Consider the following 13,454-nt stretch of genomic DNA (forward strand, 5'->3'; position numbering starts at 1 on the left):
GGCCATGACCTCGCCGCCGCCGTGGGGAAACACGAGGCTGCGGGGCTCGGTCTGCTCGCTGTTTTGCTCGGCCTGCTTGCGGTCCTGCGCGGCCTTCATCGCCTTCATCGCCTTGGCGTCGAAGTTGACGGTGGCCTCGACCGCGGGCGGCTGATCGACCGTGGGCTCGCCCTGCGGGATCGCCTCGAGGGCCTCGGCGAAGGCGTACATGTTGGCGTAGCGCTCGTCGGGCAGCTTGGCGAGCGCGCGCAGGATGACCGCGTCGACGGCCTCGGGGACCTCGGCCTCGGGGACCAGCGTGCGCATGCTCGAGGCCGGCTCGCGGATGTGGCAGTTGAGCATCTTGATCGGGTGCTTGGCCGAGAAGGGCAGCCGCCCGGTCAGCATCTCGAAGCCCATGCACGCGAGCGCGTACATGTCGGCGCGGCCGTCGAGCTCGCCGGCCGTGGCCTGCTCGGGGGCCATGTAGGCCGCGGTCCCGAACACCATGCCCGCCCGGGTCAGCGCGGCCTCGTCCTCGACCTTGGCGATGCCGAAGTCGAGGATCTTGACGAAGTCCGAGCGACCGCCGCGCTTGATCAGAAACACGTTGCCCGGCTTCATGTCGCGGTGAATGATGCCCTCGTCGTGGGCGGCCCCGAGTCCGTGGCAGAGCTGGATCAGGATGCGCTTGGCCCGGTACCAGGGCACCCGGCCGACCTGCTCGATGAGCTGGGTCAGCTCCTGCCCGCGGAGGAACTCCATGACGAAGAAGGCCGATCCGCCGGGGGTGTGGCCAAAGTCGAGGATGTCGACGACGTTCTCGTGCTCGATCCGCGACGTCGCCTTGGCTTCGCGCAAGAAGCGTTCGACGATCGTCTGGTCGTAGCACAGCTCCTGCTTGAGGACCTTGAGCGCGACCCGCTTGCCGAGGGTGACGTGCTGCCCGACGTAGACCGCACCCATGCCGCCCTCGCCGATCCGGTCGAGGACCTTGTAGCGCTCGGCGAGCACGACCCCGATGAGCTCGTCTTCGGTCGGATCAGTCACGGCGGCGTGGCCCGCTCACGGGCGCGAGGAGCGTAACAGCCCGCGGGACCGGACGCGAAGTGGCCGCGCGGGGCTCAGTCGCTGCCGGCGGTAGGGTCGAGGTGGGGTCGAGGCTCTCGCTCAGTTGGCCCCGAAGCGCTCGACCATCCCCATGATGAAGCGCTGCTCCTCGGGCGAGATGTGACCGTCGGCCCCGGCGATGCGCCACAGATCGGCGAGCACGCGGCGGAGGGTCTCGGCGTCGGTCGAGCGGCGGAGGGTCTCGGCGGCCGCGTGCGCGCGAGCGAGGCGGGCCTCGACCCCCGGGAGGCGCTTGTACTCGGCCACGGCCTCGCGCAGGGCCGCGGCGGTCTCGTTGATCGAAGCCCCCGGCGCCCACTGGCGCAGCTGCTCGCCGAGGACCTTCATCTCGGTCGGGGCCACGGTGCCCTCGGTCACGGACCCGAGCGCGAGGTACATGAACGCGAGCGAGCTGAGGCGGTTGTCGCCCTCGAGGCCGAAGGCGCGGGCGGTCTCGGCGATGAAGCGCTGCTCGGCGTCGGAGACCTGGCCGTCGGCCGAGGCGATCTCGCGCAGGTCGACGAGCAGCTGGGTGAGGTTCGCGGGCGGGAAGCTGGCGACGAGCTGGGCCCGAACCTGCGCGAGCTCGCCAGACTTGCTGCCAGACTTGCTGCCAAAATTGCTGCCAGATCCGCCGTAGCTCGACACGGCCTCGCGCAGCACGTGACCGATGCCGTCGAGGCCGACCTGCGGAGCCCAGCGACGGAGGCGATCGGCGAGCGTCCGCATCTCGGCGTTGGTCAGCACGCCGTCGGTCCCGTGGGCGAAGGCCACGAACAGGTAGGCGATGGGCGCCAGGGTCTGCTGATCGAGGTCAGAGATCGCCGCGCCGCCCATGCCCGGCATCATCACGGTCGAGTCGGCGGGCGGGGTTCCGGGCAGCGCCACGCGCGGCGGCCCGGCCAGCGGGGCCGGCAGCGGGGCCCCGTGGTCGAGGCTCGGCGGCAGCGTGCCGTCGAGCTCGATCACGGCGCGCTCGAACTCGACCATGTCGGCGTGGCGCTCGTGGGGGTACTTGGCCAGGGCCTTGGCGACGAGGGCCTCGAGCTTGTCGATCACGTGGGCGGGCACGTCGAGCTGGGGGGCCACGTCGCGCAGCCGCGGCGGCGGCTCGCCGATGTGCTGGCCGATCACCTTCATGAAGTTGTCGCCGGGGAAGGGGACCCGGCCCGTGAGCATCTCGAACACCATGCAGCCGAGGGCGTAGAGATCGCCGCGCCCGTCGACCACGCTGCCCGCGGCCTGCTCGGGGGCCATGTAGCTCGCGGTCCCGAACACCATGCCGGCCTGGGTCAGCTTGACGCCGTCGTCGATCTTGGCGATGCCGAAGTCGAGGACCTTGACGAAGTCCGCGGTCCCGGCCCGCGCGATCAAGAACACGTTGCCGGGCTTCATGTCGCGGTGGACGATCCCGGCCCGGTGGGCGGCCGCGAGGCCCCGGGCGATCTGGACGATGATCGGCTTGGCCCGGGCCCAGCCGATCGCGCGGCCGTGGCCGACGATGTCGGCCAGCTCGCAGCCCTCGAGCGCCTCCATCGCGAAGAACGCGTGCTCGGGGGTCTGACCAAAATCGAGGATCTCGACGATGTTCTCGTGCTCGATGGCGGCGGTCGCCCGGGCCTCGCGGAAGAAGCGCTCGACGAGGCTCGCGTCGTGGGTCAGCTCGGGCTTGAGCACCTTGATCGCCACGAGCTTGCCCAGCGTCACGTGCTCGGCCAGGTAGACCGAGCCCATGCCGCCGTCGCCGAGGATGCCCATGATCCGGTAGCGACCGGCGAGCAGGCTGCCGAGCCCGAGCTCGCCGGGGGCGAGCAGTGGGGGCCCCGCGGTGTCGGTCAACAGTGGGGGCCCGTCGAAGGGTGGCTCGTTGCTCGACAAGTGACTCCGGCGCCGTCGCGCGACGCCAAGCGTATAGCACGTCACCCGCGCATGAGCCCAGGGCGGTGGCTTCGCGTTCAGCCCATGTGGGCGGCTACACTTTGGCCTGTGCCGCGCCTCGCCAGCTCAGGATCACACCCGGTGCCGTCGATGTTGGCGTTGTTCGTGACTCTCGGCTGCAGCTGCCAAAAGCCCTCGCCAGCCGACGACGGGGCGGTCGAGCCGAGTCCGACCGCCCCGCTCGCGGCCGCCGAGGCCCTGCTCGCCGACCCCGACGCCGACGCCGACGCCGACCCCGACGTGCCGTCCGACGAGGCGGGGCTCGAGGCGGTCGTCGAGCCCGAGCCGCCGTGGACCCTGCCCGACGACTACCTGCGCTTCGACGGCGCCTGTGAGCCCGGTCGGCGGGTGACCCTGGCCTTCGGCGGGGATCTGCTGCTCCACCGCGAGCTCCAGATCCAGGCCTACGCGTCCAAGCAGGGCGCGGCCGTCTTGTGGGCTGGGATCGCCGATCTCCTCGCCGAGCCGGATCTGACCTACCTGAACCTCGAAGGGCCGCTGGCCCACGGCCTCGACCGCGACTTCCTCGAGGTCGAGGACCCGGGGCGCGCGTTCGATCGTCTGGTCTACACGGGTTATCCGCGCTTCAACTATCACGCCTCGATCGCCAAGGATCTGGTCGCGGCCGGGGTCGACATCGTGTCGACGGCCAACAACCACGCCCTCGATCGGGGCCCGGTTGGTGTCGAGCGGACGATCGCGGCGCTGCGCAAGGCCAAGCTCGCGTTCGTCGGGACCCGCGAGTCGGACATGCTCGAGCGCCTCTACACCGTGACCGAGGTCGAGGGCTTGAAGATCGCGTGGATCGCCTGCACCAACAGCACCAACCGGGTACCCGACGACCTCGACCAGGTCCTGCAGTGTGGCTCGGGGACCGCGGTCGAGGGGGTGATCCGGCGCCTGCGCGCGACCGGGCGCTACAAGAAGCGCGAGCCCAAGGTCGACGCCGTGATCGTGACCCCGCACTGGGGCAAGGAGTACGTCCACACCCCGCGCGAGCGCGAGCGCAAGCTGGCCCGGCGCTGGGTCGAGGCCGGGGCGCTCGCGGTCGTCGGCAGCCACCCCCACGTCGTCCAGCCCTGGGCCAAGCTCGAGGCCGAGGACGGGCGCGAGGGGCTGGTGCTCTACTCGCTCGGGAACTTCGCCAGCCACCAGCCGGAGCTCTCGCGGCGGACCTCGCTGCTGCTCTACCTGACCCTGGTCGAGACCGAGGACGGCGAGCTGCACATCGCCGGGGTCCGGCATTTGCCGCTGCACGTGCGTCAGGCCGGGGACGAGTTCTTCGTCGAGGCGATCGATCGTCTGCAGGGGTCGGCGCCGGGGCAGGCGCCGGGGTCGGTCCAGGGGCAGGCGCCGGGGGCGGCCGACGCCCGGGCGCTGATCGTCGCGCTGCTCGGGGCCGGGAACCTGGTCCTGCCCGACGAGCCCAAGCTCGGCGATCCGCACTGCGACGAGGACTGGCGGCCCCACGAGATCCCCGCGTGGGCCCGGCTGGCGGAGCCCTTCGTCGTCCCGGGGACCGAAGACGAAGACGAGGGCGAGACCGAGGGCGAGCCGTCGGCGGGCGACCCCCGGTGAGCTCGAGCGCTGCGCCCAATGCCCAATATCGAGGGGGCGCGATGGGGCTCAGATCAGCCCGTGCAGCGGACCGCCCGGGCGAGCGAGGGCGTCGACCTTGGCGCTGACCTCGGCGTCCTCGACCAGCGGCGGCGCGTGCCAGGGCTTGATCCGCGCGTCGATGATCAGCGGCCCCGCGCAGCCCCAGTGCTTGTGCTCGACGAAGGCCCCGACCCCGTGGACGTCGTGGCTGGGGTTGCTGCGCGTGAAGGTGACCCACAAAAAATTGTTGAGCGTGCGCGCGGTGAACTCGGCGTCGTCGACGAGCACGATCAGCGCAACTTCGCGGAGCCGATCGCGCTGGTGCTCGAGCGCGGCGGCGAGCTGCTCGGCGCTCGCGTAGCCGGCCTCGGCCGCCGCGAACGCCGGCCCGGCGATCGCCAGGACCCCCGGCAGCGCGAGCTCGACGGCGTCGAACTCGGGCGGCAGCGACAGCTGCGGACGCTCGCGGCCGAGCTCACGGATCGGCGCCCCGCGGGCCGCGATGACCAGCTTGGACCCGGCGTTGAGGCCCGCGCCCGAGTAGTCGAGGGTGTCGATCGTGGTCTTGGTCTGAAAGTGTAGGTCCCGGGTCCAGTCGACCCGCCGCAGCACGTGAGCCAAGAACGCGGCCTCGTCTTCGGCGTTGAGGCTGGGGTCGTCGTTGGCCGCGGCGATCAGCAGGTACTTGGCCAGCGAGGCCTGGTTGAACCCGAGGATCGCGTTGGCGATCGTCAGCAGCTCCTGGGGGCGGTCGGGCCGGTAGGGGACGTAGCGCTCGGAGCCGATCGCGAGCAGCAGGGGGTGGACGCCGGCCGCGTCGACGGCGTGCATCGCGTGGAGCCCGGGGATCGAGACCGGGACCATCGGGCCGGTCAGCTCGTGGATCAGCTTGCCGAAGCTAGTGTCCTCTTGCGGGGGCCGACCGACGACGGTCAGCGGCCAGATCGCGCGCTCGCGGTGCCAGACCGCGTGGACCCGCATCACGGGGAAGTCGTGGCGCAGCGAGTAGTAGCCGAGGTGATCGCCGAAGGGACCCTCGGGCTTGGTCGCCCCGGGCCCGGTCGGCTCGATCGTGCCGACGATGCAAAAGTCGGCGTCGGCGGCGACGCGAAAGCCCTCGTGCTCGCGCAGGCGCACGCGCCGACGGGCGAGCATGCCCGCGAACACCAGCTCCGAGAGGCCCTCGGGCAGGGGCATGACCGCGGCGAGGGTGTGGGCCGGGGGCCCGCCGACAAACACGCTGACCTTGAGGGGCTCGCCGCGCTCGGCGGCGGCGCTGTGGTGGACGCCGATGCCCCGGTGGATCTGGTAGTGGAGCCCGACCTCGTCGTGGGCGTAGTCGTTGCCCGAGATCTGGACCCGGTACATGCCGAGGTTCGAGCGCAGCGGCCTCGGGTCGTTGGGATCTTCGCTGTAGACCTGCGGCAGCGTGATGAAGGCGCCGCCGTCGTCGGGCCAGCTGACGATCTGCGGGAGCTGATCGAGGGTCGTGCGCGCGGCGAGGACCGGCGCCCGGACAAAGCGCGTCCGCGGCAGCGAGCGGAGGCCGGCGAAGGGCAGGCGGCGGAACTTCCACGGCGCGCGCAGGACCGCGCTCGGGTCGGCCTTGGCGGCGATCGCAGCCTCGACCAGCGCGAGGCTGTCGCGGAACAAGAAGCGGCAGCGCTCGAGGGTCCCAAACAGGTTGGTGAGGGCAGGGAAGGGGCTGCCCTCGACCCGCTCGAACAGCACCGCCGGCCCCTGCGCGGCGTAGAGCCGCCGCTGGATCTCGGGGATGACCAGCTTGGGGTCGAGGGGCTGCGCGACCCGGACGAGCTGCCCGTGGCGCTCGAGGTCGACGACACACTCACGGAGGCTGCGGTAGCCCAAGGCGGGGTGTTCATAGCACGTCGAGGGGGCGCGCATGGTGACTGCGCCGCGGCTCGTGGTATGGACGCCGACGATGAGTCCCAGGTCCGCGGCGGCGCTCTCGCTCTCGATCATGCTCGCGGCTGCGGCCTGCAGCGACGCCAAGAGGCCCGGGCCGACCTCGGACCCCGCCAGCCCCCCCGACGAGTCCGCCGTCGCGGTGGCGCCCGAGCCCGAGCCTCCGGCGCCCGACGAGGCCGCGAGCGAGACCGAGGCCGCGAGCGAGACCGGCGAGCCCGAGCCCGACGTGCTCCCGATGGCCCCCGATGGCACGCCGATGCTCGCGTGCGGCGAAGGCCCGGCGGAGATGTCGTGCATCCCCGGCGGCGCGTTCATCCGCGGGATCGACGAGGGCCCCGACAACGCCCACCCGCGCGCCGAGATCTGGCTGCAGACCTTCTGGATCGATCGCAACGAGGTCACCTACGCCGAGTACAAGGCCTGCGAGAAGGCCGGCGAGTGCCCCAAGTCTGGACCCCAGTACCTCGACTTCGACCGCCCGCAGCAGCCGATCAACGGGATTAATTGGTTCGAGGCCCGGACCTACTGCGAGGCCCAGGGCAAGCGCCTGCCGACCGAGAGCGAGTGGGAGAAGGCCGCGCGCGGGACCGACGGGCGGACCTACCCCTGGGGCGAGGACGAGGCGACCTGCGAGCTCGCGATCATCAAGACCGAGGCCGAGGGCCGCGCCTGCGGGCTGAAGAAGCGGGGCAAGAAGCCCGACACCGGCCGGGTGTGGGACGTGGGCTCGCGGCCGCCGACGCAGTACGGCCTCTACGACATGGCCGGCAACTCCTTCGAGTGGGTCGCCGACTGGTACTCGAAGTCCTACGAGGACTGCGGCGAGGCCTGCGAGGGCGTCAACCCCCGCGGCCCCTGCGACGGCGAGGACGAGTGCCCGGGCTACAAGTTCAAGGTCGTGCGCGGCGGCAGCTGGTACTGGGGCCCCGACCGGGCCACGACCTACTTCCGCCGGCCCCACGTGCCGCGCAACGAGCCCTTTCACCACTTCGGCTTCCGCTGCGCGGCGGACCTCGACCAGGCCAGCCGCGTCGTCATGGTCCGCGACGCCGAGGGCGAGCTCGAGGCTCCCGAGCCCGCGCCCCGCGACTGAGCGACCGGCGGGGCCAAGGGCTCACGGGAGCTCCTCGTCGCTGCGGGGGAACTCGCGGGGGACCGCGCGCAAGAACGCGTCGCTGTACTCGTAGCCGGACTGCGAGATGATCACCAGGTGGGTGCCCTTGCGCAGCTGCAAGGTCCTCGACTCGCCGCCGTGGACGATCTCGTGCTCGCGCTCGCCGCTCAGCATGGGGTGAAAGAAGTCGACCACGCGCCCGGCCCCGCGCTCGCGGAGGACGTCGACGAACTGGGCGCTGACATGCTCGGGCGCGACCAGCTCGACGTCGACGGCCTGCGGCTCCTGGAGCACCAGCCGCAAGCTCCGATACATGCCCGGCGACGCGTCGGGCAGCGGCCCCAAGGTGTCGTCTCGGTCGCAGCGCAGCGACACGTCGAGCCAGCGCTCGCCGAGGATCTCGGGGATGTCGCCGTCGTGGAGGCCCTTGTAGTAGCTGCTGGCGAAGGCCTCGTAGTTCTTCTCGAGCTGGGCGAAGCTGATCCCGGTGAAGCGCTCGAAGCTGGCCTCGAGCTCGGGGGGCCCGGCGCCGCTGACGACGACGTCGGCGAGGGCGCGGGTCGACCCGCTGCCGAACTCGGTCTCGATGTAGGCCATGAAGTGCCCGGCGACCGCGTAGTCGAGCACGCCGAAGCGGTAGTCCGTCGGCGACAGCCACAGCAGCTCGCTCGGATCCGGGCGGGTGTCGAGCTCGTCGCGGTGGTACGAGCCGACGCCGGAGTACTGCTCGGCGAGGGCCTCCTCGAGGAAGTAGTTGGTCTGCGCCTCGGCGTTGAGGACCGCGTGGACGATCTCGTGCGAGACGCTCTCCCCGGTGCCAATGATCACGCGGGTGCCCGGGTAGTAGCAGCCCAGCGCCCGTCGACTGCACCAATTGTCGAGATCCTTTGTAATCCAGTAGAAGGTGATCCGTTCTCCGAAGGGGACCCGGCGCGCGAGTGAGGACTCGACAAAACTCAGATGCTGCTCGAAGTGGGCCAAGGTGCCCGCGCAAATCGGGTGATCGAAGTCGGGCGCAATCTCGAAGTGCTCGGTCTCGTAGGCGACCTCGGGGATCTCCTTGCAGCCACCCAGGGCGAGGCTGCCCGTCAGACTCAGGCCGAGCCCGAGCGCGACGGTGGGCCTCACGCTGCGGCCTCCCGCTCGTCGCCGCGCTCGCGTGCCTGAGCCCCGGGCGCGCCGAGGCGATCGAGCCGGTCCGTGATCGATGGGAGTTCCTCGATCCCCGACCCACCAACCAGGTCATGCTCGACGCCTTGTTCCTGTCGGACTTCGCTGGCGTCGAACTTGGCTATCGCCGCGGGCTCGGGCGCCACCTGAGCGTGGGCGCCCTGCTCGAGTACGCCTACCCCAACCCCGGCTACGGACACCTCGTCGGCTTCGGTCACACCCTCGAGGTCATCGGCTGGCTCAAGCGTCCGTGGACCGGCGTCTACTTCGCCGCCCACCTCACCCTTGGTCATCAGTTTGTGGTCTCGCTGCCCAGGCTGCGCTCGGTCGCGCTCGGTGGCGGGGCGTCGATCGGCTGGTCGTGGGATCTGACCTCGCACATCAACGTCGCCTTCTCCGGTGGGCTGCGCCGCATGGGCGTTGTCGCTCGGACCCCGCAGATCTGCACGCTGCCGGAGCAGTGCGTGTTTACGAGCCCCGGTTTTCAGCCGCGCTTTACGCTGAGCTTCGGCTATCGCTTCTGACCGAGGCACCCAGGCGAGGCTACGCCGAATCGGGGGCGGTTCTTACAGCCGCGAGACCTGTGCGCGCCTTGCGCGGGCTGCGTGGGCGAAAATCCACGATGGAAGCGCAAAAACCCCTAAATTCATGTTGAGTGAATTTCGTCACACTCGTAGCATCCCTGCCATGCTGCTGAAAAAGCTTTCGTTCCTGGGATTGCTGGCTCCGTTCCTCATGTTGGGTTGCGGGGACGATACACCGGGGATGGAAGACGAGACCGGCACGGCTGGAGACACTGGGGGCGACGGCGACGGGGACACGGGCGACGGCGACACGGGTGACGGGGACACGGGCGACGGAGACGGGGATCCCGGCGACGGGGACACGGGCGACGGCGACACGGGCGACGGGGACGGCGACGGCGACGGCGACGGCGATCCCGCCAACCCCTTGCCCGAGGCGCCCGTCGGCGAGTGGCAGTACGTCGAGATCGACGGGATGTACTGCCGCGACGGCTCACCCGCGGGCGTCGGGGTCCGCTACTCGAACAACACCGACCTGCTCGCGATCTACATGGAGGGCGGCGGCGCGTGCTTCAACGGGATCAGCTGTCTGGCCAACCCGTCGAGCATCAACGCCAACGCGTTCGACCCGGGGCCCTACGAGGGGCTGTTCGACAATGAGAACCCCGACAACCCGTTGATGGACCACAACTTCATCTACTTTCCCTACTGCACGGGCGACGTGTTCTTCGGCAGCCAGCCCAACGGCAACGTGCCCGGGGGGCCCCAGGACCAGCAGTTCGTCGGCCACGACAACGTGGTGCTCGCGCTCGAGCGGATCGTCGACACCTTCCCCGACACGGCCGACGTGTTCCTGACCGGCGAGAGCGGCGGCGGGTTCGGGGCCGCGTCCAACTACGACACCTTCGCCAGCTTCTTCCCCAACAACGACGTCACCTTGGTCGACGACTCCGGTCCGCTCTTCCGCGACCAGTACCTCGCGCCTTGTCTCCAGCAGCAGTTCCGCGACGTGTGGAACGTCGACGCCTCGCTCCCGCAAGACTGCCCCGAGTGCTTCGGCGAGGACGGGGGAGGGCTGGTCAATTACCTCAGCTACGTCCAGCAGAAGTACCCGAACGCGGCCAAGGGCCTGATCTCGTCCCACGACGACAGCACCATCTCGACCTTCTTTGGCTTTGGAGCCAACGACTGCATGGCCGTGTTCCCGAGCTTCCCGGACTTCGAGGAGGCGCTCTACGACCTGCGTGACAACGTTCTGGTTGGGCCCGAGTTCGGCACCTTCTACAAGACCGGCAACTCGCACACCTACATTAGCGGGAGCGACTACTACAACCTGACGGTCGACGGCGTGCTGCTGGTCGACTGGGTCGCGGACCTGATCGCCGGCGACGCCGCCCACGTGGCGCCCTAGCAGCCTGCTCGCGATCAGGCGCCGCGCCCGCGCGTGATCGAAGCCGCGCCTTCGTGCGACCATGTCCGTGCGGAGGGGACTCATACATGCGACGACTCGCACTAACACCGGCTCATCGCCGGCTGGCGCTTCAGCTCGCCCTGCTCGGCGGGATCGGGCTGGCGTTCCTGGCTCAACGAGATCCGGTCGCGGTCGCGGGCGGCGGGGGCGGCTGCTTCGAAGAGAACGAGTGCACGTTCAAGAAGCCCAACTTCATGATCGTGCTCGACTACTCGTCGTCGATGAGCGAGCCCTTCGGGATGGGCCAGACCCGCTGGGAGGTCGCCGTGGGCGCGATCACCTCGCTGATGACGACCAACGGCGGGTACTTTCAAGAGAACATGCACGTCGCGCTGATGCGCTACGGCCACGACCCCGACCCCGACGGCGACGGCACGACGATCCCCATGGACATGTCGGGGATCGTCGACGGCCAGGCCCTCGACGTGAACTGGTACGACCCCGAGTCGCCCGACAAGACCTACTTCGAGTGCAACGGCCAGGACATCATCAGCTCGCTCAACGCCACGCCGCCGCCGCTGTGCCCCAACGGCCCCGGCAATTGCTCGGGCATCGGCACCTGGACCAAGGGCGCCCTCGATCACGCCAAGGTCGTGATCGGCCAGGCCAAGGTCGATCACCCCGAGGACGTGGTCCCGGGCCAGGAGCGCTTTTACGGGCTGATGGTCGTGACCGACGGCGCGTGGACCTCTCAGGTCGGGTTTCCGCAGCTCGATCCGCCGCAAGACAACCCCTCGCTCACCGCCTCGGATCTCTACGACAACCAGGGCATCCCGACCTACGTGATCGCGGTCGCCGACGCGGCCGATCTCGAGTTCGCCGACGAGCTCGCGGCCGCGGGCGGCACGACCGAGTCGATCGCCGCCGACAACCCGCCCGAGCTGTTCGCGGCGATCGGCCAGGTCGTCCAGGACATCGCCGATCAGGTCATCGTGCCCGAGTGCACGGCTGGGCTCCCGCGTGTGATGGTCTTGCTCGACGCCTCCTCGTCGATGCTCAACGTCGGTGATCTGCCCGGCGAGCCGGGCGAGACCGGCTGGGACCGGGCCCGCTCGGCCCTGGCCTCGGGCAACAATTCGCTGTTCGACGTCGAGGTCGACAACGTCGGGCGCCCGGTCGAGGATCTGATCCACCTCGGGCTCACGGTGTTCGGCGGCGACGCCCCGGCCGAAGAGAAGGTCCTGGTCCAGTACGGGCCGTGCATGCAGGACAACTTTGGCTGGGCCCTCGATCCCTCGACCTCGTGCGAGATGCCCGGCTGCTCCGACCCCTGGGGCGGCCCGAGCATCACCTGGACCTTCAAGGACGGCAGCCAGGTCCCGCCCTTCTTCGATCAGTCGACCCGCAGCCACATGCCCGCGTGTCTGCCGAGCGGCCTCGGGATCTGCCAGGGCTCGGGCACCTACACCCACCGCGGCCTCGATCTGGTGTTCGACAACCTTTTGGCCTACCAGGTCAACCCGCCCGACATCTACCCGACCGACGACACCACGCAGTACGTCAACGTGCTGATCACCGACGGCCAGTACAGCGGCTACTCGACCGACGCCCAGGTTCAGGGCGCGCTCGAGGTCATGTTCGACGCCGGGGTCAAGACCTACGTGATCGGCTTTGGCGACGGGCTCAACACCCCCGAAGCCCAGCAGCAGCTGGCCAACATGGCGAGCTGGGGCTCGGGCGGCCAGAACAACTTCTTCGACGCCGACACCCAGGCCGAGCTCGAGACCGCGCTCGGCTCGATCATCGAGGGCATCTCCTTCGATCCCTGCTGCGCGTTCAACGACTGCTCCGAGAACCCCGAGCCGACGACCGAAGAGCCCGATCCGGGCATGGGCACGACCTTCACCTCGTCGACGACCAACGGCGACGGCACCTCTGACGGCTGGGACACCGACGGCGACGGCACCTCCGACGGCTGGGGCACCGCCGACGACACCTCGACCGGCTGGGACACCGACGGCGACGGCACCTCCGACAGCGGCTGGGACACCGACGGCGACGGCACCTCCGACGGCTGGGACACCGACGGCGACGGCACCTCCGACTGGGGCGAAGACAACGCCGACGGCTGGGACGACGGCCCCGACGGCGGCACCGCAGGCGACGAGTCGGGCACCGCCGGCTTCGGCTTCGGCAACGACGCCGGTCTCAACGGCCGCGGCTGCAACTGCGACGTCAACTCGAACCAGGGCCCCTGGGCCCCGCTGGCCTTCCTCGGCTTCGGCCTCCTCGGCCTCGCCAGCACCCTACGACGCCGAGACCGAGAATGAGCCCCACAGCGAAGCTCACCCCAGCCCACCGAGCGAGGAACGAGCGACCGGCCGCTTGCGTGGCAGAGTTGCTGACGCCTGTGGGGGTCTAAAGGAGCCAGCCCCCTTTTAGGGGGCCACGCAGGCGACAGCGAAGCTCATACCCAGCCCACCGAGGGAGGGAGCGCAGCGACCGACCGACCGGCCGCTTGCGGCCGTGCGTGGCAGAGTTGCTGACGCCTGTGGGGGTCTAAAGGAGCCAGCCCCCTTTTAGGGGGCCACGCAGGCGACAGCGAAGCTCACCCCAGCCCACCGAGGGAGGGAGCGCAGCGACCGAGCGACCGGCCGCTTGCGGCCGTGCGTGGCAGAGT

Annotated in this window: 9 protein-coding genes; 5 read left to right on the plus strand and 4 right to left on the minus strand. The window is 70.1% G+C overall.

The features are described from left to right. A partial coding sequence (locus ENSA5_RS25240) for a serine/threonine protein kinase (RefSeq protein ID WP_146156098.1) occupies nucleotides 1-1,029 on the minus strand: 1,029 nt, incomplete at its 3' end. Nucleotides 1,030-1,149: 120 nt separating this feature from the next. Beyond that, entirely contained in the window at nucleotides 1,150-2,928 is a 1,779-nt protein-coding gene (locus ENSA5_RS25245) for a protein kinase domain-containing protein (RefSeq protein ID WP_146156099.1), read from the minus strand. 189 nt (nucleotides 2,929-3,117) lie between these two features. Between ENSA5_RS25245 and ENSA5_RS25250 the strand changes: the two genes are divergently transcribed. Next, entirely contained in the window at nucleotides 3,118-4,605 is a 1,488-nt protein-coding gene (locus tag ENSA5_RS25250; protein ID WP_258183016.1) for a CapA family protein, read from the plus strand. A 48-nt stretch (nucleotides 4,606-4,653) separates the two neighbouring features. Here ENSA5_RS25250 and ENSA5_RS25255 read toward each other — a convergent pair whose 3' ends face one another. Next, entirely contained in the window at nucleotides 4,654-6,495 is a 1,842-nt protein-coding gene (locus ENSA5_RS25255) for a UbiD family decarboxylase (protein ID WP_106394263.1), read from the minus strand. 73 nt (nucleotides 6,496-6,568) lie between these two features. On the opposite strand from ENSA5_RS25255, the gene ENSA5_RS25260 reads away from it, so the two are divergent. Continuing rightward, entirely contained in the window at nucleotides 6,569-7,648 is a 1,080-nt protein-coding gene (locus tag ENSA5_RS25260; RefSeq protein ID WP_219906858.1) for a formylglycine-generating enzyme family protein, read from the plus strand. 21 nt (nucleotides 7,649-7,669) lie between these two features. On the opposite strand, the gene ENSA5_RS25265 is transcribed toward ENSA5_RS25260, so the two are convergent. Continuing rightward, nucleotides 7,670-8,797 (minus strand): hypothetical protein, encoded by a 1,128-nt coding sequence (locus ENSA5_RS25265; RefSeq protein WP_106394260.1) that lies wholly within the window; start codon nucleotides 8,795-8,797, stop codon nucleotides 7,670-7,672. 116 nt (nucleotides 8,798-8,913) lie between these two features. Between ENSA5_RS25265 and ENSA5_RS25270 the strand changes: the two genes are divergently transcribed. From ENSA5_RS25270 to ENSA5_RS25280, 3 genes are all read left to right on the plus strand, one after another. Further along, nucleotides 8,914-9,363 carry a DUF3575 domain-containing protein gene (locus ENSA5_RS25270; protein WP_106394261.1) on the plus strand — a complete coding sequence of 150 codons (450 nt, stop codon included), beginning with the start codon at nucleotides 8,914-8,916 and terminating at the stop codon, nucleotides 9,361-9,363. A gap of 241 nt (nucleotides 9,364-9,604) precedes the next feature. Continuing rightward, nucleotides 9,605-10,774 (plus strand): pectin acetylesterase-family hydrolase, encoded by a 1,170-nt coding sequence (locus tag ENSA5_RS25275; protein ID WP_181198129.1) that lies wholly within the window; start codon nucleotides 9,605-9,607, stop codon nucleotides 10,772-10,774. A gap of 86 nt (nucleotides 10,775-10,860) precedes the next feature. After that, nucleotides 10,861-13,104, plus strand: a complete 2,244-nt coding sequence (locus ENSA5_RS25280) for an MYXO-CTERM sorting domain-containing protein (RefSeq protein ID WP_146156101.1) — start codon at nucleotides 10,861-10,863, stop codon at nucleotides 13,102-13,104. Nucleotides 13,105-13,454 lie beyond the last annotated feature (350 nt).

Origin of the sequence: Enhygromyxa salina (assembly GCF_002994615.1) — a bacterium.
Lineage (GTDB): Bacteria > Myxococcota_A > Polyangia > Nannocystales > Nannocystaceae > Plesiocystis > Plesiocystis salina_A.